This window comes from Cyanobacterium stanieri LEGE 03274, from assembly GCF_015207825.1.
GTDB classification, from domain to species: domain Bacteria; phylum Cyanobacteriota; class Cyanobacteriia; order Cyanobacteriales; family Cyanobacteriaceae; genus Cyanobacterium; species Cyanobacterium stanieri_B.
Genome location: NZ_JADEWC010000006.1, coordinates 75,497 through 101,729, shown reverse-complemented (window position 1 = coordinate 101,729; position 26,233 = coordinate 75,497). Strand labels below are relative to the sequence as shown.

Below are 26,233 nucleotides of genomic sequence, written 5' to 3'. Positions count from 1 at the left end.
ACAATTAATAAACGCTTACCTGCAACCAGTTACCTAAAACCTCACAATATTAATAACGGCGTTGGTGAATTAAGGTATGATTCTTAGTGGAGTTTGGCAATATAGAACGGGCAATGGGCAATATTAATAATAGTTTTAATAGTGTACATTTACTGTAATTCAATAATGCTTCATACTTAAAATCAGCAATGCTTTAACAACTGTTATCCCGAACTGAGGTTTAATTATTATTACCTAAACCCCCCATCACCCACACTGTCAACTATTATGCCAAACTTAAGTTGCATCACCAGAGAAGAAAGAAGAACTATCATCATTATCATCCTCTCCATAATTAGTATTTAAAAAGCTAGACTCATCATCCTCTAACGGTTCAATTTCCTGATTGTCAAAACCAACATTATTAATCACCGCCCCAATGATAGGTAACTCCTCCTCAATAAAATCATCAATGGTAGTGCCTAAAAGATTTCTCAAACTCTTACCAGGATGAGTAACCAAAACAATACCATCCACAAAAGGTTCTAACAATAAAGCATCATTACAACTAGATAAAGATGGAGTATCGATGACCACAAAATCATACTGCGATCGCACATAGCGCAAGAAAGACTTAATCTCGCTAGACTCAAGAATAGCCGGGGCTTGTTTTTGAAAACCAGGACTAGGAACAATGGAAAAATTAGGAATTTCTGGCACACGCTGAACCAAAGAACTTAAATCTCCATTACCTCCCCCTTGAAAATCATAATAACTAACAGGATTAATCGATAAAGCCGGATCAGGTTGTAACTGAAAATACTTACGAGAACCAGGATTCTTATCCCGTAAATCTAACTCCACCAACAAAGTACGTTTCCCCGCATTAGCAGAGGCGATCGCCAAATTATAAGCAGTGACAGTGCGTCCTTCATCAGCAATCACACTAGCCATCATCACCACTTTAGTATTATCACCACCTAAGCGACGAATATTACTACGAAAACGCTCATAAAACCTTGAATAAGGAGAATCAGACTCAAATATGATCGGCATAGCCTTACGAAAAGGCTCAGGATTTTGTACCATCGGCAACTCCGCCAACAAAGGAACATCCCGCTCTCCAAAAAAGTCTTGTAACTCCTTAGAAGTATGTAATCTTTCATCCAAAGTAGCAAAGAGGAAAACTACCCCCATAGCCGAAGCAAAACCAATAACCACACCGATACCCACAATTAAAATGGGACTCGTAGCAGGAGGTACAGGGGGACTAGGCTCACGAATCAAAAAAGCAGGTTGCACAATGGTAAAACTACTATCGGCCTCCGCCTCCGCCGATTGAGCATCCACCAAAGCCGCAAAAATAGTCTCATATAAAACCCTCTGAGCCTGAACTTCTTGAATGAGGGAAGTTTGTTGGGTTTGTCTTTCAGGAAACTGCTCATACTCTTGACGCAAAGTATTTTGCACCTCCTCCACCGCCCTTAACTGTCCTGCCACCGCATTTCGTTGGCCCTGTAAATCAATTAACCGTGCGGCTAACTGCGCCCTCGTTTGATCTAAATTACTAGCATCACGGACGCTACCATCAACGGGTTGAAAAACTCGATCAGTGCCAATCACCTCCCTACCCCTTTCCTCCAATAATCTTTCATTGAGGGCTTTTTGTTCCCTTAACTCAACCATAGTAGGATGATCATCCCTTAAGTCCGTTTGTAGTCGCTCCAACTCCAAATCATTTTGTAAAATCAAAGCCCTTAAATTAGCAATAATGGGATCAGCACTCAGAGCAGAAGAAACATAAGCCTCCTCAGGGGTTAACTGTAACTGCTCTTGTAAGGTTTGAATTTCCGCATCAATTCCCGACAACAATACATCTAATTGCCTTTTTTGTTGTTCAGAACTGGTAATTCCCCCAAACAAACTGCCATCTTGCACAGATAACAGTAAAGCTCCCTCATTGGAAATATAACTATAGTAGTCTTGTTCGGCTTCTCTTACATCCTCTCGAACCTGATTGAGTCTTGTTTGTAAATCCGTAATCTTATTTTGTAGGCGAATGGTATTGATACGATAACTTTCATTAACAATCTCCTCCATAAAAACCTGTAACACCGTTCTTGACTCCTCTGGAGTTCTGCCCCCGTCATAGCGAAAGGTTATCAACGGTACTCGGTTATCGGGAGTTGCCGTGGGGGCGGGTTCTTCCTCTGGTAAACCTAGAATTAAATCAGCCACAGCCCTTTCGGTTTGTCTCAAATTAAAATCAATACGATTAGCAATATTTTGAATTACCTGTTGAGAAATAAGATCTTGAATATTACTTGAGCGCCCCTGACTTCTTAATTCTTCCCCCGCCGAAGTGAAAATAGGTAAAGGACTATTTACAGATAAACGACCAAAGGCCAAAATTTGGTCTTCTGCCCTTTCTGGTTCGGGGACGAGGGTAAAAAGGAAAGAACCCCCCGTAATCACTGTAAAGACAATTAAACCAAGCCATTTATGTTCATTAAGGGAAATTAAAAAACGGGTAACAATAGGAGGTGCCATAAAGAATAGTTACTATCAATGAATTTATTTTAAAAACGGAAATTATTATTACGATTATTGCTATCAAATAAGTTGCCATCAAAGACATCTTGGATAAAGTTAGTAAAACCAAAAATATCTCTGATAGGTTGAGTGATAATCCTGATTCCCCCCAAAATTCTGCCTAAAAGAGTTCGACTAACCACAATAACATCATCTTCCCTTAGGGGAACATTTTGGGCCATATCTCCTTGTTCGATGGTTTGACGGACATTAAGGGATTGGGTGACAACCCTTCCCAATTCGGGGTCAAAACGCATTAAGGTAACTTCGTTATTGGTGACTAGGGGAATAAATTCGGGAAGCAGTGCTACCGCATCAAGGAAGGTACTACCGTTAGGAATATTAATATTACGGAGGGTTGCCCCTGCCGCCCCTGTGGGTGCTACTACCCTGACTTGGATTAGGGGTTGGGGAACATTAGTACGGGAGATAAATACTTGGTCATAGTCTTGATCTTCTCCTACTTCTAGGGCAGAAACTACTACGGTATCTCCCGGTTGAAGGCGGATGCGGGGTTCTCCTGTGCCTTCAATGAGTGGTTTATAAAGATCTACTTCTTCTTCTATTAGGGTATCATCGGTAAGGCGACGACGAACGATAATTGAACGCATATCAGCTCGATTGGTTGTTCCCCCTGCTAGGGTAAGGAGAGAACTCATGGGGATTCCATCACTAACGGTATAATAGCCCGGTCTGGCAACTTCTCCAATAACGGTAAGGTTAAATGGTCGTTGCCCTGTGAGTACGGCTAAAACTTGGGGGGGTTCTCTAAGGTAGCGGTTTCCTAGTTCAAAACTAATTTTGTTTTCTATTTCTTCGGTGGTTAAACCTTTGAGGGATATGCGTCCAAGGATTGGTACAACGACGTTTCCTTGAGCGTCTAATGTTCCGGAGAAGTTAAATTCGGGAAATCTGGCTACGGAGACGTTAATGGAGTCGCCAAAGTCGAGGCGATAATCGTTGAGGTGTTGGGCGTTGCCTTGGTCAAAGGGTTCTGGTTCGTAGCCTCTGGGTACGGAGGGAAAGTTGCTTGGGGGGGTAGTTTGTAAGGGGGAGTTATTTTGTGACCATGCTATTTTTTGGGGTGTAAGAATCACGACTAGGAGAGGGTATAAGAGTATGAGGAGGAGATTAAACTTATTAGCCATTGTGATCTTGGTTATTTTTATGTTTCAGAGTATAGCAATTTTGATGGCGGGAAGAAAGGGAATTTTGGTGATGATTTTTTGATTGGTAAATTATTTTTCTGGGGTGATTTTGGTCATGATTTGGGTTTGAACTTGTTGGGCGAGGGTTGTTATTTCTTCTTGTTTTGGTTTTATTTCGGCTAGAGGTTCTATGTATAGTCTTAAACTGATGGCTACCCACCCAGTGCGATCGCCCTTTATTTGACTTTTCAAATCACTAAAAAACCAATGATAGGGTTTATGGTGTCCACCATCTTTCCATGTGTACCAATTCATCATTGCCACGGTGTTATTATTATTCCAACCCCTTTGAAATAATGCGGTAATCGTATCATTATTGTCAGCATTAAAGGTAATGGTTTGTTGGGAATCCGTTGACCAATCTTGAGGATCAATTAGGGGAATTATTGTTTGTTGATTGTCTCTATTGGTGATGGTAAAAGCTCGAGAACATCTTGTATCTAGGGATTCTAAAATGATGTTTAATGTGTTTTTATCAACGTTTTTTTGACTTATTAATTCACCAATATTTTTTGCTGATGATTGTATATTTAGTTCTTCTGGTGCTAGGGTAAGTTTATCGGAGATTTCCTGTAAACAAAAGGAAGCACTTACGTTTAAATTTTCTAAATCAGTCCATTCTACACTTGGTTTATCCTTAAAATAGGGCTGAGGATGTATTAACAAACTAACTGTTTGATTATCTTTTTCCATGATTTGCCAATACCAATTTTTACCATTTAGTCTGACTAGATTTCTATCAATAAGTTCCCAATCCTCTAACAAAATTGGCTCATTTCTCAACTGACGAATTAACCCCATATTGCTAGGTTCATTTTCTTGACTCCAACTCCAATTACCTCCTTTAAAATAGCCAGGTAGAATACCAATAATAATTAATAGCATTAATACTATTATTAAGATTATATAGTAATATTTTTTTTGTTTTTTAGTAGTCATTTTATGACATTATTAATGTGTATTGTATATTGATTTAATGTCCTAAAAATTAAAATTAAAATCATCTTCGTCATTAGTTGTTAATTGATTTAATTTTGGTTCTGAATTAGAGTAAAAGTTGATTTTTTCAATCCATAAAAGTAGTCCAAAAATACAAATTAACATTCCCGTGGAATAAACTTCTCCTCCCCAACTATCATGAAACCAAACAAATAAAGAATCTTGTCTTGCACCGTGAAAAAATGCCAAAATAGTATTACGAAACACATTGCCGATGACGCTAATAAATACCGCCCCTACTAATAATAATAAAGAGCGAGTGCGATCGCCCAAAACACCCCGCCAATAGAGTAAAATAAGGGAAATATATAAACTGGTAAAAAGCATCTTTAATCCCGCACAATAGGGGGCAACTTCTACCAAACGCCCATTGACGGAGATATAAATACCATTAACACTCACATCAAAACCGAGATGAAACAATAAAAACCCTGAAAGGGTAGCAATCAATCTTTGTAACCAAAGGGTATAAGGAGTAATCAGATAGGGAATAGAATTAGGAGTAGCAAGGATAATGAGGATAAAGGGAAACCAAAGTAACTTCAAACCAGCCTTACCTTTCAAAAAGTAACATATTCCCAACAAAATAATGGGAAATGAAAGATTAACTAATTCTGGCACTCCTGAAAGATAAAAAATACTAGCGATGGTAATGGGGAAAAATCCTTGTGGGCGATATTGATTGGGTAATTGATGCCATTTTTTTCTATCCAACCAACATAGATAGAAAGCGAAGGGAATTCCAATCACTCCATGGCTAAAATATTCATGCTCAATACTAATGGTTTTATTTAACCAACCATCATACCAGTGCCACATAAGGGGAAAATACATCAAACATAGAAATCCTAAGATTATGTAAAATATTTTTTCCTCATTTAGATTGAGGTAGGTTTGTTTACTTTTTATGAGTGCCATTGTTATTATTTTTTAGTAAATTATGATTAATCTTTTCTGTAGAAAGAATTTATTGTAATTATATCTTTCTATATTTGTTATTTTATCTAAAATATACGTAAGTAGATTATATTTTTAATGAAGATTGACTACTATAAAGATATTATAATTATGAATTAGTGATAATAAAAATAATTATTGTTTCTAAAAAGTGAACGTTTATTTGTATTTTTGATTATAAAAACACTCTCAGTCAATTTAATATTAATAGTAATAACTCACATTAACAAGTTTAAGTTTAAAAAAAAATCTTATCTATAATAAATGAGATCATTAATAATTAAAAATAACCTTTCTCAAACTAAGATGAGTGATAATTTATGAGTGAGTATTTGAATCAGATTTATATTATTTATAAACTAAGTTGCTCTCCATAATCTAAAAATGTTAATCTAAACGTGACTAATAGACATTATAAATAAGACTATATATATCTGTGAAAAGTTTTTTATTGAGTGAAAACACCATTTATGTTTTTAAAAGACTCTCCCAAGGATTGTTGACTCTTTTATTGGCTTCTATGCTTAGCTTTATGATTATTCAGTTAGCGCCTGGAGATTATCTTGATAACTTACGACAAAATCCAACAATCTCCCCTGAAACCATTGACGAGTTACAAATACGTTTTGGGCTAGATAAATCACCTCTACAACAATATTTATTATGGTTTAGACAAGTAATTACTAGATTTGATTTTGGAGAGAGTTTTGTTTACTCGCGCTCGGTTTCTTCCCTGATTCTTGAACGTATTCCCGCTACTTTATTATTAGCCATTTCATCTATTATAGTAACATGGGCGATCGCCCTTCCCCTAGGAATAATCAGCGCCGTTAATCAAAATAAAACCATCGATAAAGTTTTAAGGGTAGTTAGTTACTTTGGGCAAGGATTCCCTAGCTTTATCACCGCCTTAATTTTATTAGTTGTCGCCCAAAATTTATCCCCCCTTTTTCCCGTAGGTGGCATGACAAGTATTAATCATAATCAACTGTCTCCCCTAGGTAAATTTTTAGATATTGTTTGGCATATGATATTACCCACCATCGCCCTTAGTATTACCAGTTTTGCAGGATTACAACGACTAACCCGAGGGCAATTATTAGATGTATTAAGACAAGATTATATTCAAACCGCTAGGGCAAAAGGGCTTCCAAAAAATCGAGTTTTATATGTCCATGCCTTACGCAATGCCATTAACCCTCTGATTACGCTACTCGGTTTTGAGTTTGCCAGTTTATTAAGCGGTGCGTTTATTGCCGAATTTTTCTTTAACTGGCCAGGTTTAGGTAGATTAATATTACAGGCAGTACAAGCCCAAGATTTATATTTAGTTATGGCTAGTTTGATGATGGGGGCTACCATGTTAATTGTCGGTAATTTAATGGCGGATTTATTATTAAAATTTGTTGACCCTCGTATTAAATTGGAAAACTTGGAATAAACTCATTAATAATTTTATCACCATAATTATTTATATAGAGTTATACAAACTTTAAATAAATTATTTTTGTCAGTAGTGATTTATTATCATAAATTTAAAATAATTTCATCATAGAATCAAAATTCATACTCAGTTAATTTTAATCTCACTGAATATAAATAATCTCAATTCAGGATAATATTTGTAAGCATGATTATATTTTTTTGGTGACTGCTTGGACATTGATAGTTTGTTAATTTTCCAGATCAATTTTTAACTTGAAAATATTAAAAATGTTATACCTAACTTAAGTTAAATGAATAAACATAGTATTATTTATTAACTTACTTTACTTTTTTTTTAAATAAATACCATCATATTCAATTACGAATTATTCATTAAATTATTCTCAAAATAAATGATTAACATTTCTCAAATTATTGCCCAAGAATTATGCTTAAAAATAGAGCAAGTAAATAGTGCTTTAAATTTATTTTCAGAAGGAGCAACAATCCCTTTTATTGCCCGTTACCGTAAAGAAATAACAGGTTCTCTTAATGAGATACAATTGAGGGATATTCAAGAACGTTTTAACTATTTACAGGAACTAGAACAACGTAAACAAGTTATCTTAGAGGCGATCGCCCTTAAAAATCAACTCAGTGACTCTTTAAAAGCTCAAATCACCGCCTGTTTACAAAAAAATGAACTTGAAGACCTTTACCTACCCTTTAAAACTAAAAGGCGCACCCGTGCCACCATGGCAAAAGAAAAAGGATTAACTCCTTTAATAGAATTAATTAAACAACATAACTATCCTCAAACAAAATCTTTTAACTTAGAAAAAGAAGCCCAAAAATATCTTAATGAAGAAGTAGCCACCATCGAAGAAGCCATTGCAGGGGCAGGGGATATATTAGCCGAAGAAATTGCCGAAAAAGCACAATTAAGAGCCTATTTAAGAGACTTTATTTTAAAAAATGGTTGGTTTGCATCTACCATAAAAAAAGATTACGAAGAAGGTACAACCAAATATGAAATGTATCGCAACTTTCAAGGAAAACTAACAAAAATTGCCCCCCATAATATCCTCGCATTATACAGGGGAGAAAATGAAAAAATATTGACCTTAGATATTACCTTTGATGAAGAAAAAAGCCTTATCTACCTAGCATCAAAAACCATCAAAACCAAAGAAAATAACCTAGTTAATTTCTACGAAAATACCATCAAAGATAGCTTTAATCGTTTAATTAAACCTGCCATATTAAGAGAAGTAAGAGCAGAAAAAAAAGCATGGGCTGACGGTGAATCTATCAAAACCTTTGAAGCCAATTTACGAGAATTGTTATTATCTGCCCCCGCAGGAATGAAACCCACCATGGGAATTGACCCGGGATTTAGGACAGGTTGTAAAGTCGCTATTCTTTCGGAAACAGGGCAATTTTTAGACTATCAAACCATATTTCCCCATTCAGGAGATAAAAAAAGACAGATCTCCACTAATACAATTCAAAATCTTATTCGTGAGTATAACATAAAATTGATTGCCATCGGTAATGGTACAGCGGGGAGAGAAACCGAGCAATTTATCACCGAGACGATCGCCCCTTTAAACCCCAAACCAATTAAAGTAATGGTCAATGAATCAGGGGCTTCCATCTATTCAGCTAGTGATATAGCCATCGCCGAATTTCCTCACCTTGACATTACTGTTAGGGGTGCTATTAGTATCGGTAGGAGACTGCAAGACCCTCTAGCCGAATTAGTGAAAATTGACCCCAAATCCATTGGCGTAGGACAATATCAACATGACGTTGACCAAAAATTACTCAAGAAAAAATTAGAAGAAACCGTCGAAAGCTGTGTTAATTACGTGGGAGTAGATTTAAACACCGCCTCCCAAGAATTACTAACCTTCGTATCAGGTATTAATCCCACCATTGCCAACAATATTGTTAATTATCGCAACGAATATGGGGCATTTAAAAGCCGAAAAGAATTACTCAAAGTCAAAAAATTAGGAGCAAAAACCTTTGAGTTGGCCGCAGGTTTTCTCAAAATTCGGGGGGGAAAAAATCCTTTAGATAATACCGCCGTGCATCCTGAAAGTTACGCCATCGTTGAAAGTATTGCCCAAGATATTAACATATCTCTCAATCAAATTAACAAATTTAGCTCCCATCTTCCTCAGTTAGACTTAAAAAAATACGTTACCGATACCGTTGGTTTACCCACCCTAGAAGATATTCGGCAAGAATTAGAAAAACCAGGTAGAGATCCTCGCGCGGAGTTTCGCTATGCTACTTTTAAGGAGGGTATTAATGAAATTAGTGATCTTCAAGAGGGTATGGAGTTAGAAGGGGTTGTTACTAATGTAGTGAATTTTGGTGCTTTTGTCGATGTAGGAGTCCATCAAGATGGTTTAATTCATATTTCCCAATTAGCGGATAAATTTATTGAAGATACCAATGAGGTGATTAAGGTAGGAGAGGTTGTAAGGGTAAGGGTTTTGGAGGTTAATCAAAAACTTAAACGCATTGGTTTAAAAAGAATTTAATGGATGGGGTTTATTAAAAAAGTGGTGTCATGGGGGCAGAGAATGGGCAATGATTTTTTTCTTTTTATCAAAAAGAATGGATTGGATAATTCGTTATAAATGGATTGTATCTTTGCCCACTGTGTAATAAATTACAAGGCTAACGGTTTATCGTTCAATAAATTGAACTAAGATAACCTCAGTTCGGAATATATAGGTCATAATCTATTAATCATCAATTATCAATTATCAATATAAATGGATTGTATCTTCACCCACCTTGTAATAAATTACAAGGCTAACGGTTTATCGTTCAATAAATTGAACTAAGATAACCTCAGTTCGGAATATGTGCGTCATAATTTATTAATTGTCAATTATCAATATAAATGGATTGTATCTTCACCCACCTTGTAATAAATTACAAGGCTAACGGTTTATCGTTCAATAAATTGAACTAAGATAACCTCAGTTCGGAATGTATAGGTCATAATCTATTAATTATCAATTATTTTTAATAGCCTTGGTATATATTTCTATGAGTTGACGGGCGATCGCACTCCAGCTATAATTTTGTTTGACTAAGTTAAAACCATTTAAGCCCCGTTGCTGTCTTTCTTCCTCACCACTTTCTAGGGCAACCATTAACTTTTTAACTAAATCATCCTCATTAAGACTACATATCCACCCTGCCTTAGCTTTCTCAATTTCCCGATAAATATAAACTTGGTCAGAAATTAAAACAGGTGTACTAAAGGCGATCGCCTCTACCACGGCAATGCCAAAATTTTCGTAAAAAGAAGGAAGTAAAAATAAATCAGCTTTTTGTAACAAAGCCATCTTTTCATCCCCCGTTACAAAGCCAGTTATAGTAGTACAATCAGACAAACTAGAAGAAGTAATTTGAGTCTGTATCTGTGCCTCATAACTCCTATCTTGAGGATTTGCCCCCGCCAAGACAAAATGAAAATCGTATCCTTGATTTAATAACCGTTGTAAAGCAGGAATCAGAAATTGTAAACCCTTTTTTGGCTCAATGCGAGACATAAACAATAATAAAGGTTTACCACGGGGAATTTGATACCTATCATAAATCATATCATCATCTAAAGTGCGATCGGGAATTTCCACCCCCAAAGGCACTATTAAACGGTTAATTCCTGCCCCGAAATCCTCAGAAACATCCGCTTCCTGCTGACTCGTAAAATGTACCCCAAAACTGCCCCTTAAATTAGCTTTCTCCAGCAAATTACCATATATTTTTTTTAAACCTCTCTTTTTTTGTAAATCCTTAGGGTCTAAAGTTCCTAAAGGACGTAAAATATAAGGTAAACCTTTTTGACGACAAATCCAAGCCGCCATGGTAGTTACAGGAGAAAATAAAGCATGGATATGCGCCACATCATAATCACCACAGTGCGTCCATAACCAGCGCAACAAATCCACAGAAAACTTATAACGGCGGAAAGGGGCGCAATTAAAATAAACTACCCTATAACCATCTTTTTCCACCGCACATTGCAAAGGCACATCCAAAGGAAACTGCCCTTGATCTCCATTAGCATTAGTGGTGATAATAGTAACATCCTCCCCCTCCTTTGCCAAAGCCTTAGATAAGCCTAAAATCATTTGAGAAGGGCCACCATAAACCAAAGAAATAGAAGGGATAATTTGTAAAATTTTCATAGTTTTATTTTTTCACCTAATCCCTAGGACATTAAAACCTGTTCATAAAACTTTAATAAATCCCTCGCCAAAGCCTTATTAGTGTATTTTTCCATGGTTTTTTGATAACCCCTTTCTCCCAAATCCCTAGCCAAATCAGGATTATTCATCAATTGCTCAAGACAATCCTTTAAACCCTTATCATCCTTCTCCTGGAATACTAAACCATCGTCCCCAATTACATAGGGAATCTCCCCTGAATTAGAGCCAATGACAGGCACTTTACAAGCCATTGCTTCTATTAAAACATGACCAAACTGTTCTTTCCATCCCTTTGCCGAAATCGTTTTAAAACTCTCATCGGTTTGCGAAGGTAATACCAAGGTATCCATTAAATTAATATAACGGGGGACTTGATTATGGGCAACACTAGGGATAATAATTAACTTATCTTTTAGTCCTAGTTTTGTGACTTCTTCAATTATTTTTTGTTCTAATTCTCCCCTACCCAAAAGTAACAATTTCCAGTGATTATTTTCTAAACTGCTAACTGCTTTTATTAGGGTTAAAATGCCTTTTTCAGAAACAAATCTACCCACAAAACCAATTACAAATTCATTATTTTTAATCCCTATTTCATCTTTTAGATAAGGTTCTTTTTTGGGGGCAAATAAAATATCATCAATACCCAAATTAGGCATTACAACAGACTTACCACGGTAACCATGGTCATTAATAATATCTAAAGCATCTTGATTTCCTGCAATAAATCCATGGGTATTATTAAGGTTAAATTTTTCTAGCCAACTAAAGGGAAATTTAAGATCGTAGGGAATATTCCACCAAGTAAAAAAGAAATTTTTAGCTTTTAGTCCTAGTATTTTATTTAAGATAATTAATTGGGCATAGGCAAAGGATTTTATTCCTTGTTCTACATGAATAATATGGGGTTTAAAATCTTTTAAAAAACTAATTATTTCTGGACTAAAGGTTAATAAACCTTGATGATTTTGACTATAATTAGTAATGGGAATAATTTTAAAATTACCCTCGTCTTTAAACTCAGATGTAATAATTTTATTTTGTACCCCCCCCGGATTCCAAATTTTAGGCACAACTACCCTAACTTGAATTTCGGGGCTGATTTTGGCTAATTCCCTTAGTTTTTCACAGTTTAAATCTACTATGTAGGAATGTCCCACTACTAATATATTCATGATGATGGCAATTATTAACTATGCTTAATCAAATAATAGTGGAAAACAAAAAACATTGACCATTTGTTAGTTATTACTCAGATTTAGAATTAGCATTTTCTGTGGGGCTAGGAACTTTTTCTTGATCCTTGCTAGACTCTATTTGAGCATTCATGGAAATAGTTTCTTCAATTTGTTGAGCTTCTTTTTTAAACTCATCTTGAAACTCTTTAGAGGCATCTTGAAAACCTTTGAGGGTTTTTCCTAAAGTCTTACCGATTTCTGGTAATTTTTTCGGGCCAAAAACTAAAAGGGCTACCACAAAAATCAAAATTAATTCAGGAAGTCCGATGCCAAAAACATTCATAATAATCTTGTCTTAACTAAAGAGTCTGTAAATCAACAATCAACCTTATATCAATAGGAGAATTTATCTTCCTAAACTTGACCAATCTACCACGATTCCATCAAGAAGGAGAGAGGAGTTATAAATTTGGAGAATAATGAGCAGGAATACTAAAAATAAGAGCATGAAAACACCCATTAAAGGGGTGGTACTCCAACCGGGGGCTACTTTTCCGTATTCGGAGTTAAGGGGTTTTAGTAAATCGCCTAAAGGGGTACGTTGTGACATATTGAATCTTATATATATTTTAAATTTTTCGATGGTCTTTTTCGACAAGACGATTATAGCAAAATATGGGTCGTTTTTTTTGCAACTAAATGGGACGTTGAGGGGGAATATGAGGGATAGGGAGTGTGGGTGATGGGGAGTATGGGTGATGATAGTTCAATTATTTATTGTTAGTTGTCAATGGTTTACATTTTTGAAGATTATACATTTTATTCTGAACTCAAGTTAATTAAGATATAAGTGATCAAAAATATAGCTAAAATTTAAAGGTTATTATTTGATGGTTTGAATGATAATAAACTTTGGTTAATGATTTGTTTTTTAATGGTTAATATTAGACGATCGCCCTTAATAAGTTAATACTATTATGATCAAAAAATATATAGATCAGAGAACATTAATCAAGAAAGCATAACCGATAAAATAATCAAAATTGCTTAAAAAGCATATCTAAAAATAAATTTTTAATTAGTTGAATTATATGAATGTTAACGAACAAAAATCCTCCGGCTTAAGTGCCTTTGGGGGAGTTTACACCCCGTCTATTCTGACTATTTTGGGGGTAATTATGTATCTCCGTTTTGGTTGGGTGGTGGGTAATGTGGGTTTACTCGGCACTTTTATCATTGTTACTCTTTCTAACGCCATTACCTTTTTAACGGCTTTGTCGGTATGTGCGATCGCCACGGATCGAGTGGTTAAGGCCGGGGGTGCGTATTATATGATTAGTCGCTCTTTGGGCATTGAAACAGGGGGAGCGGTGGGAATCCCTTTATATATCGCTCAGGCGTTGTCGGTGGCGCTTTATACCCTTGGTTTTGCGGAGAGTGTCACCCAAATAGTACCTGCTTGGGCAGAATATCAACTTTACATAGCCTTAGCTATCACCATTGGCGTGGGTGTGTTAGCCCTCACCAGTGCTGAAATTGCCATTAAAGCTCAATATTTTATCATGGGGGCGATCGCCCTTTCCCTAGTATCTTTCTTTTTGGGGCAACCTGTGGAAGAGACACAAATGGAGCTATGGAGAAGCACAGATCAATCTTTTTGGCAAGTGTTTGCGGTGTTTTTTCCTGCGGTGACGGGCATCATGGCAGGGGTGAATATGTCGGGGGATTTGAAAGATCCTAGCAAAGCCTTACCCATTGGTACTTTGGCCGCCGTTGGCACTGGTTATGTCATTTATATGATTATTCCGATTTTTCTAGGTTTTAGGGCTGATGCTCAAACCTTGATTGATGAACCCTTTATCATGGCGAGGATGTCTTTTTGGGGAGGGGCGATCGCCCTTGGAGTATGGGGAGCGACATTAAGTAGCGCCATTGGTAGCATTTTGGGCGCACCGAGGGTATTACAAGCCCTAGTCAGAGATAATATTTTTCCCAAATCCCTCAGTTTTTTGGGGCAAGGGGCAGGTAAAAATGATGAACCAAGATTAGGTACAGCGGTAACTTTAGGCATTGCCGTAGCGGCGGTATGTTTAGGGGATTTAAACTTGATTGCTCCCATTTTAACCATGTTTTTCCTGACTACTTACCTAGTGTTAAACGCCTCCGCAGGTATTGAAAGTTTCCTCGATTCCCCTTCCTTTCGCCCCACCTTCAAAATCCATTGGAGTTTGTCGGTAACTGGTGCTTTGGGTTGTTTAGGGGTAATGTTTCTCATAAATGCGATCGCCACTATAGTCGCCGCCATTATCGTCTTAGGTATTTATCTATATCTGCAAAGACAGGAATTACAAGTAACTTGGGGGGATAGCCGTCGGGGAATGTGGATGGCATTACTACGCACAGGGATTTATCAAGTAGAAGAAGAAATCCCAGATCCCAAAAATTGGCGTCCCCATATCCTCACTTTCTTCCATTCTCCCCAGAAAAATTGGTCATTGGTCAAATTAGCCGACAGTTTTAACCACAAAGGCTTTTTAACCGTTGCCAGTGTCATTCCCGAAAGACGAGACTATCAAAGTAAACAAAACCTCGAAAATACCGTCAAGGAATACTTAACCAAAAATGAAGTACAAGGATTAGTAAAAATTGTTCGCTCTGATGACACCTTTGGCATCGTGCCTAAATTGGTAGAAAGCTACGGGATTGGTGCTTTAACCCCTAATACCATCATTCTCGGTAGTAGCACCGCTTGGCTAAGGGATGATTGGCAAGGGCATCAAGACTATTGCCAGATGGTTAGCCAAATTCATCAATTAAACAGAAATATCCTTATCCTCAAACAAAACCCCACCAATCCACTGGGTAAGCATCGCCGTATCGATGTTTGGTGGGGGGGAATGCAAGCCAATGGTAGTCTGATGATTTTACTTGCTTATCTGCTCAAAAACGACTGGCACTGGTCACGGGCGAACATTTACCTCAAATTAGTTGTCGGTAATCCTAACGCCCTAGAACCGACAAAAAACAACATTAGGGAGCTTATTCAAAAACTAAATATAGAACTGATTCCCGAAGTTATTGTCAGTGAAGAAAGTTCCTTTGATGATATTTTGCAGGAAAACTCTCGGGGCGCTGATTTAATCTTTTTGGGTTTAGCCCCCGCCGATGAAAACTTTGCCGAATATTACCATAGTTGGTTGAAAAGAACGGAAAATTTACCTACCGTTGCTTTTGTCATGGCCGCCAATGATTTTCCCTTTGAGGAAGTTTTACAAAAAGAAGGATGATTTATTATCAAATTTTCTGGTTAAGGCAGGGAATGGGCAATAGTAGATGTACTGCCCACCGTATAATGAATTACACGGCTAAGAGTAGTTCGTTCAATAAATTGAACTAATTGATATTACTAATTTATAAGTGGTCAGGCGGACTTGATATGATTCACTAACTTAAACAATATTTTATATCGAGGATCAGTTATTAAAATAACCTACTCCCCATCACCCCTACTCCTCCATGGCATTGGTAAGATAATCGGCGGTGGATTCCACAAGGGCGATCGCATCTTCATAGGCTATGCGAGTGGGGCCAATAATGCCCACACTGCCCACAGGGTAAGTACCTTGATAATAATTAGAAGAAATTAAACTGCAATAGTGCATAGATTGAAGGGGATTTTCCGAACCGATGGTAATTTTTACTTTGGAAAAAGATTCCTTTTGTTCATCTAAATTAAATACCACAGGGAAAAGTTTTTCCTGTTCCTCTTCTAGTAATTGTAATAAAATTTGTAAATGTTCTATCTGGGCAAATTCAGGCTGACGCACCATCTTGGCAATACCTTGTACCAGAATGGGACTGTAATTGGAAATACGGTAGTTTTCGGTAATTTTATCCAAAAGATGGTTAATAAAGTGGGCATATTGTTTAAAATCTTGTTCTAACTCACTCCAATCTAAATTATCTATGTCTAAGAGCGATCGCCCCTTGAGTTTATGATTAAGAAAATTAGACAACATCTGCAATTCCTGATCAATTACCTCCCCCATCTGATGATCATGATCTAAATTAAAATCTTGATGGTCAAATAATACCGACTCCGTTTGATAATTATCAATCACCATCACCAACATAATTTTTTGTTCCCCAATCCTCAACAACTGTAAATGGTAGATAATATTACTAGCAGTTTGGGGAAGGGTAACTAAGGCAATACAACCACTCAAATCCGATAAAACCTGAGTAATTTTTTTAAATAAAATCTCATAATTTTTCTGTGGCGCTCCCATTTGACGACTGAGATTTTTCGCCAAAGACTTTTTTAAAGGTTTTTTAGAAGGTAAAAGTCGATCTACATAAATACGATAACCCGAATCCGAAGGAATACGCCCCGCCGAAGTATAAGGCTGATAAAGAAAACCTGCTTTCTCCAACTTACCCATGACATTACGCACAGTGGCAGAACTTACACTAAAATCATATTCTTGAATTAAGGTTTTTGAGCCAACAGGTTCGGCAGTAGCTATATAATGTTTAACCGTTGCCTGTAATATTCTTTGATGGCGTTCATTAAGGTTAACTTGAACAGTCATCGTACAAAAATTGGTTGATGGTGAACAAAACGAAGTTTTATAAAATATTTATATTTTGATAGTATAACGTTTCATTCTCATTATGGTTAGTTTGCAGATTACTGGTTGATGGGGGGTTAAGGAGATGAGGAGTAGGGGAGATGAGGTGTTAGATATCGGGTATCAGGTTCAAAAATTTAGAACAACTCTACATTAATTAATGGTCTTATTTTCACTTCCTCAATAACTTAATAAAAACTTTTCATATTTTTAACCTGCCACCTGCTAAAAAAAATATGAGAACGTAAAATCAGTTAATAAAACGAAAAAGATATTAGTATTATAAAAAAATTAGTTACTAATAATTTCTGGCTTAATTTTTTCAAAAAAAGAAATAACAATAACTACTAAAATACCTTCAATAATTCCTTGAATACCGTAACCTATTAGAGAGGTAAAAAAAGTTGCTCTTTCTAATTCTATATTTAAATCAGGGCTGATATTAGCAAGATTAATAGAAATAAATAATAATGCCGATAGAAAAACTCCTAAAAATCCACCCAAAAAAAATATAATATTTTTGTCTATCTTAAAGTTAAATAAACTATACTTTTTGCAATGCCATAAAAAATAACTAATCAAAGCAGGTAAACCCAAAATAATACCATTAATTCCTAGGGTAGATAAACCACCATGTTGAAAAAAAACTGCCTGAAAACATAGGCCAATTAAAATGCCCAGAAAAGAAAAATATCCTAACATAATACCCATTAAACCGTTTAAAATTAAATGAATACTAAAAGGAGGAATGGGAATATGTATCAGTGAAGAAACGAAAAAAACAGCAGTTAATAAAGAGGCTTTAGGTATTTGTTCTTGATAGTTAGGTATTTTATGAATTTGTCGGAGACAAAACCACGTTAAGCCCCCTGTCATAGCATAACCCGAAATTGAAACGGTGGGAGATAGTAAACCATCAGGAATGTGCATTTGAGCAAATATATTTTAATAATAAATAGTAATAATTGTTATTGAAATTTTTCTTTATTAGAACGGGAAAAAAATAGAGCCGTGCCGACTAATCCCCATACCCCTGACATCGCCATTAATAACTTTTGTCCATTGTTGGGAGTTGCTGATATGTTATTAGAAATTTGACCTTGACTAGAATTAAAAATAACATTGTTATTTTCTTGGTTATTAATATTATTATCTGGGGTAATTTTCCCCACATCAGATGATAGAATAGGTATATTAATAATACTGCCATGACCTGCGGTGGTAACCTTTACAGTCCAAGTTCCCGTAGTATTTTGAGCCGGATAAAAAGTAAAATTACCATTTTCATCGGTTATACCTTGTAAATAAGGCTCTTGACTTGTATCTGGTGCATATATCAGCACTTGGGCATTTTTCATCGGTTGTCCAGTGTCATATTGAGCTTTAAGGGCGATCGCCCCTACCTTTTCATATTCAAGCAAAACCCCATGGGCAGAGGTTTTAACAGGAGAAAATAAAGTAGAAATAATCAAAATAGAACTAAACCATAATGATTTTTTTAACATGGAAAATATAGTAAAGATAATATACCCTTTCTATGTTTTAATATCGTCGTTATTTTTTCAATACCCCTATAGGGCATCAACTTTTATAACCCTCTAACATAGAGTCATAAGGCAATATAGAATATTACTATAAACCTTTATATATCATTAATTATGTCTGCATTGAAAATAGGCGATCGCATTCCTAACTTTACCTTACCTTCAGCAAACGGAGAAAAAATTAATATCGAAGACTTCATCGGCAAAAAATCCCTCGTTATTTACTTTTATCCCAAAGACGACACCCCCGGATGTACCGCCGAATCTTGCGCCTTTAGAGATAGCTACGAAGTATTTACCGATGCAGGGGCAGAAGTCATCGGCATCAGTGGAGATAGCCCCCAATCCCATCAACAATTTGCCCAAAAATATAACCTTCCCTTCATCTTACTAAGCGATCAAGGAAATAAAGTCAGAAAACTATTTGGTGTACCCTCCACCCTTTTTATTCTACCAGGGAGAGTTACTTACGTCATTGATAAAGAAGGTATTGTTAAACATATCTTTGACTCCATGCTAGACTTTAAAGCCCACGTTGACGAAGCCATAAAAACCATTCAATCCATGTAATAACAAACAAGGGGTTTTACCCCCTTGGCAAGAAATTGTTTAACTATGAATTTACTGAGCCTTAATATTTTCGATAACTTCCCGTAAATGCTCAGGGGTAGCATGGTAAACCTCATTGCAAAAATGACAAGTAGCCTCCGCACCGCCATCAGTGACAATCATATCTTCCAATTCATCCACCCCCAACATTCTCAAAGCCCCTAACATACGATCAAAAGAGCAACTACAATCAAACCTAACCATTTGTACCTCAGGGAAAATATGTAAACCAAAATCCCCCAACAAATCATTAAAAATATCCGTTAAACTTTTACCCTGTCTAAGTAGAGGAGTAAAACCCTTTAACTGCCCAACGCGCCCTTCCAAGGTAGCAATCAAATTTTCATCATGGGAAGCCTTGGGTAACACTTGTAATAAAATTCCCCCGGAAGCAGTAACTCCATCCTTGCCCACAAATACCCCCACCAACAAAGCCGATGCGGTTTGCTCGGAATTTACTAAATAATTGGCAATATCTTCCCCTACTTCTCCAGAAATAAGTTCTACGGTACTAGAATAAGGGTAGCCATAGCCCACATCCTTGATGACATACAAAAAACCTTCTTTACCCACTGCCTTACCAACGTCTAATTTTCCCATGGCATTGGGGGGTAATTCCACGGAAGGATTAGCCACATAACCCCTGACGGTACCATCTAACCCTGCATCTACTAATATTCCCCCTAAAGGCCCATTTCCTTTAATTTTGATATTTACCCTTGAGCCTTCTTGTTTCATGCTAGAGGCGAGTAATAAACCCGAAGACATCGCCCTACCTAGGGCGGCGGTGGCAACATAGGATAAGTTATGTCTATCTTTGGCTACTTGTACACTTTTGGTGGTGATTACTCCCACTGCACGGATACCGCCATCGGCTGCGGTTGCTCTAATTAGTTGATCGGCCATTTTGTTACATTTCTCAATATTTACTTTTTTATTATCGAATATTGCTGGGAAATCGACAAAAAGATCTTGGTTAATCTGAATTTGGGATAATATTTGATGGAGGACGGGCAATGGGCAATGGGCTAAAGATTTGAGGTGGGTGATAGTAAACTTTACTAATCGCATTTTACATAATTGATTATACTTTGGCTAAATCATTAACCTGACACCCAAAACCTGAAACCGAAGCATATTGACAAATCCCGAGCGGAGTTTATTTATAAGAGATTACTAACTTGAGATAAAAATACCTGCGGCCTCCTTCCATTTTCCAGCGCGCCGTAATAGATTGGCTGCTTTTAATTTATTACCCGCATTTAACCATGCTTCAATGGCTAAATCTTCTTTTTCTTTGCCTTGTTTTTCACAACAAAGGGCGATTTTATCCCAACGGGGAATGGTGCGCCAACATTCTTCTGCCAAATCCCATTGCTCGGCTAATTCATAATTCACTGCGGCTTTTTCCTGTTTATCCTCTAAGTCTGTTTTTAACCATATTTGGGCTGCCTGATCATAAATTTTACCTTGTTCAAGAGCGATCGCACCTTTAACCCAATTACCATCAGTTTCCCAAGCCCCGAAGGCTTCGAGCCAATAACCACCCTTTTCATAGGCCAAAGCGCAAGAATGCCAATTTTGAATCATTGCCCAAGCCTTTCCTGCCTCCCGCCACTTCGATTGTTGCTCACAAACATAGGCTACCTTCTGCCAATCCTTTAACTCAATCCAGCATTTTTCTGCCTCTGCATATCCTAGAATTTGTTCATATATTGCCCCAGCTTTCGCCCATTCTTGGGCTTGTTCATAGGCATAACCAACTTTTTGCCATTTTTGCTGTTTTTCACAAACGTATGCTAATTTTAGCCAATTTTCTTGCCTCTCCCAAAGAATCTCAGCTTTTGCCCAAAAACCGCCATTTTCATAGCATAGAGCTGATTTTTCGGTATTTTCCGCCTGTAGCCAAGCATCTCCTGCTTTTTGCCAATTTTGCAAAGACTCCCAAGTTTGGGCGGCATTTGCCCATTTATCAAGTTTTTGCAGACAAATGGCCACCTTATGATAATTTTGTAACTTCTGCCAACAATCTTGGGCATCCTGCCAACTATTTCCCTTTTGAAAACAGATAGCCGCCTTTTCCCATTCCTCTACCTTTAACCAAGCCTCCCCTGCATTCTGCCAATCCCTTTGTTTTTCGCAACACATTGCCACTTGACTATAATTTTGTAATTTCTGCCAACAACCTTGGGCATCTTGCCAACTATTTCCCTTTTGAAAACAGATAGCCGCCTTTTCCCATTCCTCTACCTTTAACCAAGCCTCTCCCGCATTCTGCCAATCCCTTTGTTTTTCGCAACACATTGCCACTTGACTATAATTTTGTAACTTTTGCCAACAACTTTGGGCATCCTGCCAACTATTTCCTTTTTCAAAACAGATAGCAGCCTTTTCCAACTCCCCTACCTTTAACCAAGCCTCCCCCGCATTCTGCCAAGCGCTTTGTTTTTCGCAACAGATTGCCACCTGACGAAAATCATTTAACCTCAACCAGCAATTTTGTGCCTCCTGCCAACTATTATCACGCTGATAACAAAGGGCTGCTTTTTTGATTTCCTCTGCTTTTTCCCAAGCCTTTCCAGCATTAAACCATTGCTTTTCTTCTTCCCAAATGTGGGCCGCTTTTTGCCAATCTCCTTGAAATTCAGCCAGAAGGGCAAGGTTATCAATATTACCCACTTGTTGCCAACAATATTCTGCCTCTTGCCACAATTGGGCTTTTTCGTAACAGGGGGCCGCTAATTCTAGTTGATTAATTTTAGCCCATATTTTAGCCGCTCTTTCCCATTCTTGTAAGTCTTGCCAAATTTGGGCGGCTTCTGCCCATTTTTCTTGGGCTTCACATATTCTAGCCACCTTTACCCAATTAGATTCTTTTCTCCATAGTGTTTCTGCCTTTTCCCAATCTTGTATTTTTTCGTAACAAAGTGCTGATTTTACCAAGGGGTTAACTTCCTTCCAAGCCTGGGCAGCTTCTAACCATTTACCTTGTTTTTCACAACATATCGCCACACAAGCCCACTGTTTTAATTGTCGCCATCCTTTTTCTGCTTTTTGCCATTGTCTGGCTAATTCATAACAACGGGAGGCATTGGGAATTTGTTGTAATTTTTGCCACATATCTCCTGCTTCTAACCATTTTTCTTGTTTTTCACAGGCAGAAGCAACTTTTGCCCATTGTTGTTGTTGACGATAAATCCTTTCTATTTCTTGCCAGTGATTACCTTTTTCATAGGCGATAATGGCTTTATGGATGTCGTTTTGTTTTTCCCATGCTTCTCCTGCTAGTTGCCATTGCCCAAGGGTTTGCCAAATTTGGGCGGCGGTTTCATATTTTTCTAGTTGGTAACAGGTAAAGGCTACTTTTTGAGGGTTATGGAGTTGTTGCCATAATTCCAAGGCTTGTTGCCATGCTTCTATTTTTTCGTAGGCGAGGGCAGCTTTTTCTATTTCCCCTAAATTTTGCCAAATATTTCCTGCGTCTAACCATTTATCTTGTTTTTCGAGGGTGATGGCGATGTGATGGGGTTGGTTGAGTTGTCGCCAACAGTTTTCTGCTTTTTGCCATTGTTGACATTTTTGATAACAGTGGGCGGCTTTTAAGATTTCGGTTGCCATTTCCCATGCAAATCCAGCCCTCAACCATTCTTGTAAGTCTTGCCAAATTTGGGCGGCTTTTTCCCATTTGTTTTGACATTCACAGGCGATAGCTATTTGGGGAAGTTGGTTTAATTCTCGCCAACAGATTTCGGCTTTTGCCCACTCCATAGCGTTTTGATAACAATGGGCAGCGGATTCTATTTCTTGGGCTTGGGTAAAGCAGTGGGCTGCCTTTTCCCATTCTTTTAGTTGTTGCCAAATTTGGGCGGCTTGTAACCATTTATCTTGTTTTTCACAGGCGATAGCTATTTGGGGAAGTTGGTTTAATTCTCGCCAATGGATTTCTGCTTTATCCCAATGGTTACTTTTTTCATAACATTGGGCTGTTTTTTCTGGGTTGTTTTCTTTTAGCCAATTTTCGGCGGCGGTTTCCCATGCACCTAGTTTTTCCCAGATGAGGGCTGCTTTTTCCCACATACCCAGTTTTTCCCACATTTTTCCTGCGGGGGCGAGGTTTTGTTGTTTGAGGTAATTTTCTTCGGCTAGGATGTAGTTTTGTTGGGCTTTTTCTTGTTGATTATTTTGTTGGTAAATGTCGGCGATGGTTTCCCATTGTTTATTTTTTTCCAGACAATGGATATAGCCTTCTTGGTTATTGGATTTTTGGTAACAAATTTTGGCAAGGGTATATTGATGTTTTTGGGCGAGATAGTCTGCTTTTTCTTGCCATGCTTCGGGGGTTAAGTCTGCCCATTTTTCTAACCATAGTTGGGGGTGTATTTCTTGCCATGCTAATACGGCTTTATCCCATTGTTGTAGTTGATTCCATAAGTCTCCTGCTAAATCCCATTTTCCTTCTAATTCGGCAATGGGGGTTTGAAGATATTTTATTTGTTTATGGTTACCTAGGGTTTGATAACATTGTTGGGCTATTTCCCAGGCGCTTTGTTGGTGATAGTGGTGGGCTAGTTTTGTGATTTCGTCTCGATTTTTTTGGTTAAGGATAGGGGCGATCGCCTTTAGTCCTGATTTATGAATATAATTGTTAAGGATGGGATAATGTTCAAAAATATCGTAGTCACTTTCGTAGAAAAAGACTTTTTGGTTAACGGTGTTAAGACAAGGATAGAGGTATCTTTGAATAATTTGGCATAGGGATTGGGCATTGATGTGGTTAAAATGGGTGAAGAAATTCCAAATGATAACTTGATGGAATTGATAGTTATTGATTTGGTGAATGGTTAATATTTGTGCTGTTTTTTTATCTAGTTTGGCAACTTGATTGAGGAGGGTTTGTTTTTCTTCTACACTAGGTACAATAATGACGGTATCGGGCTGTAATTCTTCTAGGGCAGAGATAATATTTTCATGGCTTGATATTAACCAATGACAGTTTTCAATGGTGTTAATTACATGATTAATTTTTGGTTGATATTCGAGTTTATTACTTAAGTCTAGGATGATTTTTTCTAACTCAATCAATTCATAGTTATCTGTTTGGGCAACGGTTAGGGTTAATGGCTTGGGAAAATTATGATGTAATGATTCTAGTTTACATTCTTCTAAAATCATCTCAAATATATTATCTAATTTTTCATAGAGAGTTGATTGTCGTGTATGTAATAAGGCTTCATCGTAGGTAAAAATAACTTTGGCTTTTGTCTGTTGAGGATTTATTTTGACTAATCTTAATAATAGTTTTAGGGATAAGTCACTTAAGTTATGAATATCATCGGCAAAAATTATGTCATATTCTCCTCTAAAATAAGAGGGTAATTTGTTTAATACTGTTTGGGTTAAGTCTTCTACATCCCAATATTTATTCTCTTTTAACCAGTCTTGATATTTTTCAGCAATTCTATAAATATTATCTGCTTCTAGGCTCTGTTTTTTTGCAAATTGCTCTAAATAATTACTAAGGGATATTAATCCTTTATTATCTAAGGAAGAGTCAATATTTCCTTTTAATACAAATTGTATTTCTTCCCATAGATAAATAACTTCTATTTCTGGTAAATCCCAATCTCCGACAAATAATTCTTTGAATTTATTATAATCAATAAGGTGCGATCGTCTGTAGCTATTTTCGGGAATTAATTGTAAACTATGGGCAGTGTTTCTAACTAAATCAATATAGTTATTAATCCGTAAATTGCAATTATTTTTTTCCGTTAATTGTTGATAAGCATTTTCTAAACGATATTGACTAATTCTATCGGTGCTAACTAATGCTAAATCTTGATAATCATTATTTACACTAGCATTAAAAGCGTTTAGTAATAAGTTTTTTGTTTTACCCATTTTACCATTACCCTTTAATAACAAAGGTAATGGAGATTCAATAATTTTTATTTGTTCTTCTGAAAGTAAAAGAGATAAACTGAGGTTATCATCTTGATTTTCAATTATATAGGGATAAAAATCATTGGACTTAATTTCAAAATCGGTTTTATTAACTCTAACACTATTTTGCCCTTGAAAAATTTTCAAATCTTCTGGTTTTAAAGCAATCTTATTTTGATCAGTGTTAATATCAATGTCAATAATTTGATGAGGAATATTGTTACTAACTAATATGGCTTGTTTTAATTTTGTTTTATCAGAAATACTCAGAAATTTAATTATTTTTTGTTCATTTTGTACTATGGAAATAGCAATTAATTCGAGACGGTAATTATAATTAATACGATGAATAACATTAACATCCTCTTTTACTTTTTTATTAATACTTTTGGCAAAAGAAGGATTTTCAATAATTGCTTCAAAATATCCTAGTAAATCTGCCCGTAGTCTCGTGGGCAAACTATTCATTTTTTGATAAAGTTTAAAATCGATACTGAATAAATAGCTATTACTAGGAGTCATGATAAATAATGAATTATGTAATTAGTTAGTAACGAATAAGGAATAATTTATAGTTAGTTAGCATTTCGGTAATTATTTGAAAAGATAAAACTTCGATAATTGACCTAATTTTCTAAGATTGTAGCAAGATAGTTTACGATAAGGGGACAGGTGATAAGGATTTTTTGAAATAGGAAAGAAGATAGACTTGTTTAAAACTATTTTTTTGTTTTAATGAAAAGGATATATGAATGACCATTATATTGTTTTGCTTATCAAATTCTCAAGTTTATAATAGTATCAAATCAATTCTTGCTGGTTTATTTAGATAGTAGTTGTAAACTATAAAATATAGCACTAATGACCATAATTTATCTTTAAATATGAGATTCAAAGTTTAATGGTCGATGGTTGATTATCATCAAA

General features: G+C 36.5%; 17 protein-coding genes. 4 read left to right on the top strand and 13 right to left on the bottom strand.

From position 1 onward, the window contains the following. Positions 1 to 276 precede the first annotated feature (276 nt). The 4 genes from IQ215_RS04360 to crtB all read right to left on the bottom strand — a co-directional run bounded on the left by IQ215_RS04360 (position 277) and on the right by crtB (position 5,696). Complete coding sequence (locus IQ215_RS04360; protein WP_193800101.1) at positions 277 to 2,529, bottom strand: GumC family protein; 2,253 nt, start codon at positions 2,527 to 2,529, stop codon at positions 277 to 279. 29 nt (positions 2,530 to 2,558) lie between these two features. Beyond that, a complete protein-coding gene (locus tag IQ215_RS04355; RefSeq protein WP_193800100.1) occupies positions 2,559 to 3,719 on the bottom strand; it encodes a polysaccharide biosynthesis/export family protein in 1,161 nt (386 codons plus the stop codon). Between the two features lie 90 nt (positions 3,720 to 3,809). Next, complete coding sequence (locus tag IQ215_RS04350; RefSeq protein WP_193800099.1) at positions 3,810 to 4,718, bottom strand: cyanoexosortase B system-associated protein; 909 nt, start codon at positions 4,716 to 4,718, stop codon at positions 3,810 to 3,812. A 42-nt stretch (positions 4,719 to 4,760) separates the two neighbouring features. Next, positions 4,761 to 5,696 (bottom strand): cyanoexosortase B, encoded by a 936-nt coding sequence (gene crtB / locus IQ215_RS04345; RefSeq protein WP_193800098.1) that lies wholly within the window; start codon positions 5,694 to 5,696, stop codon positions 4,761 to 4,763. 475 nt (positions 5,697 to 6,171) lie between these two features. Between crtB and IQ215_RS04340 the strand changes: the two genes are divergently transcribed. Beyond that, positions 6,172 to 7,176: an ABC transporter permease subunit gene (locus tag IQ215_RS04340; RefSeq protein ID WP_193800097.1), complete on the top strand. Its 1,005-nt coding sequence runs from the start codon at positions 6,172 to 6,174 to the stop codon at positions 7,174 to 7,176. Positions 7,177 to 7,573: 397 nt separating this feature from the next. Continuing rightward, the gene (locus IQ215_RS04335) at positions 7,574 to 9,715 is read left to right on the top strand and encodes a Tex family protein (protein WP_193800096.1); all 2,142 of its coding nucleotides are present in this window, start codon (positions 7,574 to 7,576) and stop codon (positions 9,713 to 9,715) included. A gap of 483 nt (positions 9,716 to 10,198) precedes the next feature. Here the strand turns inward: IQ215_RS04335 and hpsP are convergent, their stop codons facing one another. The 4 genes from hpsP to psbH form a co-directional block, all read right to left on the bottom strand. Continuing rightward, the gene (gene hpsP, locus IQ215_RS04330; protein ID WP_193800095.1) at positions 10,199 to 11,380 is read right to left on the bottom strand and encodes a hormogonium polysaccharide biosynthesis glycosyltransferase HpsP; all 1,182 of its coding nucleotides are present in this window, start codon (positions 11,378 to 11,380) and stop codon (positions 10,199 to 10,201) included. Positions 11,381 to 11,403: 23 nt separating this feature from the next. Further along, the gene (gene hpsO / locus IQ215_RS04325; protein ID WP_193800094.1) at positions 11,404 to 12,576 is read right to left on the bottom strand and encodes a hormogonium polysaccharide biosynthesis glycosyltransferase HpsO; all 1,173 of its coding nucleotides are present in this window, start codon (positions 12,574 to 12,576) and stop codon (positions 11,404 to 11,406) included. A 73-nt stretch (positions 12,577 to 12,649) separates the two neighbouring features. Further along, entirely contained in the window at positions 12,650 to 12,922 is a 273-nt protein-coding gene (locus tag IQ215_RS04320) for a TatA/E family twin arginine-targeting protein translocase (protein WP_193800093.1), read from the bottom strand. A gap of 63 nt (positions 12,923 to 12,985) precedes the next feature. Next, on the bottom strand, positions 12,986 to 13,189 hold the full coding sequence (gene psbH, locus IQ215_RS04315) for a photosystem II reaction center phosphoprotein PsbH (RefSeq protein WP_193800092.1): 204 nt from the start codon (positions 13,187 to 13,189) through the stop codon (positions 12,986 to 12,988). A gap of 481 nt (positions 13,190 to 13,670) precedes the next feature. Here psbH and IQ215_RS04310 point away from each other — a divergent pair, with 481 nt between their 5' ends. Further along, positions 13,671 to 15,866, top strand: a complete 2,196-nt coding sequence (locus IQ215_RS04310; RefSeq protein WP_193800091.1) for a Na-K-Cl cotransporter — start codon at positions 13,671 to 13,673, stop codon at positions 15,864 to 15,866. Between the two features lie 219 nt (positions 15,867 to 16,085). Here the strand turns inward: IQ215_RS04310 and hrcA are convergent, their stop codons facing one another. The 3 genes from hrcA to IQ215_RS04295 form a co-directional block, all read right to left on the bottom strand. Beyond that, complete coding sequence (gene hrcA / locus IQ215_RS04305; protein ID WP_193800090.1) at positions 16,086 to 17,171, bottom strand: heat-inducible transcriptional repressor HrcA; 1,086 nt, start codon at positions 17,169 to 17,171, stop codon at positions 16,086 to 16,088. 330 nt (positions 17,172 to 17,501) lie between these two features. After that, positions 17,502 to 18,140, bottom strand: a complete 639-nt coding sequence (gene cbiM, locus IQ215_RS04300; protein ID WP_193800089.1) for a cobalt transporter CbiM — start codon at positions 18,138 to 18,140, stop codon at positions 17,502 to 17,504. 38 nt (positions 18,141 to 18,178) lie between these two features. Next, positions 18,179 to 18,715: a carboxypeptidase-like regulatory domain-containing protein gene (locus IQ215_RS04295; RefSeq protein ID WP_193800088.1), complete on the bottom strand. Its 537-nt coding sequence runs from the start codon at positions 18,713 to 18,715 to the stop codon at positions 18,179 to 18,181. Positions 18,716 to 18,868: 153 nt separating this feature from the next. Between IQ215_RS04295 and IQ215_RS04290 the strand changes: the two genes are divergently transcribed. Further along, on the top strand, positions 18,869 to 19,324 hold the full coding sequence (locus IQ215_RS04290; protein WP_193800087.1) for a peroxiredoxin: 456 nt from the start codon (positions 18,869 to 18,871) through the stop codon (positions 19,322 to 19,324). A gap of 51 nt (positions 19,325 to 19,375) precedes the next feature. On the opposite strand, the gene hslO is transcribed toward IQ215_RS04290, so the two are convergent. Next, positions 19,376 to 20,269 carry an Hsp33 family molecular chaperone HslO gene (hslO, locus tag IQ215_RS04285; protein WP_193800129.1) on the bottom strand — a complete coding sequence of 298 codons (894 nt, stop codon included), beginning with the start codon at positions 20,267 to 20,269 and terminating at the stop codon, positions 19,376 to 19,378. Between the two features lie 270 nt (positions 20,270 to 20,539). Beyond that, a complete protein-coding gene (locus IQ215_RS04280; RefSeq protein ID WP_193800086.1) occupies positions 20,540 to 25,828 on the bottom strand; it encodes a tetratricopeptide repeat protein in 5,289 nt (1,762 codons plus the stop codon). Positions 25,829 to 26,233 lie beyond the last annotated feature (405 nt).

Coding starts and splice junctions, on each gene's coding strand:
- IQ215_RS04360 (WP_193800101.1), bottom strand. CDS start 2,529: ATGGCACCTCCTATTGTTACCCGTTTTTTAATTTCCCTTAATGAACAT.
- IQ215_RS04355 (WP_193800100.1), bottom strand. CDS start 3,719: ATGGCTAATAAGTTTAATCTCCTCCTCATACTCTTATACCCTCTCCTA.
- IQ215_RS04350 (WP_193800099.1), bottom strand. CDS start 4,718: ATGACTACTAAAAAACAAAAAAAATATTACTATATAATCTTAATAATA.
- crtB (WP_193800098.1), bottom strand. CDS start 5,696: ATGGCACTCATAAAAAGTAAACAAACCTACCTCAATCTAAATGAGGAA.
- IQ215_RS04335 (WP_193800096.1), top strand. CDS start 7,574: ATGATTAACATTTCTCAAATTATTGCCCAAGAATTATGCTTAAAAATA.
- hpsP (WP_193800095.1), bottom strand. CDS start 11,380: ATGAAAATTTTACAAATTATCCCTTCTATTTCTTTGGTTTATGGTGGC.
- hpsO (WP_193800094.1), bottom strand. CDS start 12,576: ATGAATATATTAGTAGTGGGACATTCCTACATAGTAGATTTAAACTGT.
- IQ215_RS04320 (WP_193800093.1), bottom strand. CDS start 12,922: ATGAATGTTTTTGGCATCGGACTTCCTGAATTAATTTTGATTTTTGTG.
- psbH (WP_193800092.1), bottom strand. CDS start 13,189: ATGTCACAACGTACCCCTTTAGGCGATTTACTAAAACCCCTTAACTCC.
- IQ215_RS04310 (WP_193800091.1), top strand. CDS start 13,671: ATGAATGTTAACGAACAAAAATCCTCCGGCTTAAGTGCCTTTGGGGGA.
- hrcA (WP_193800090.1), bottom strand. CDS start 17,171: ATGACTGTTCAAGTTAACCTTAATGAACGCCATCAAAGAATATTACAG.
- cbiM (WP_193800089.1), bottom strand. CDS start 18,140: ATGCACATTCCTGATGGTTTACTATCTCCCACCGTTTCAATTTCGGGT.
- IQ215_RS04295 (WP_193800088.1), bottom strand. CDS start 18,715: ATGTTAAAAAAATCATTATGGTTTAGTTCTATTTTGATTATTTCTACT.
- IQ215_RS04290 (WP_193800087.1), top strand. CDS start 18,869: ATGTCTGCATTGAAAATAGGCGATCGCATTCCTAACTTTACCTTACCT.
- hslO (WP_193800129.1), bottom strand. CDS start 20,269: ATGGCCGATCAACTAATTAGAGCAACCGCAGCCGATGGCGGTATCCGT.
- IQ215_RS04280 (WP_193800086.1), bottom strand. CDS start 25,828: ATGACTCCTAGTAATAGCTATTTATTCAGTATCGATTTTAAACTTTAT.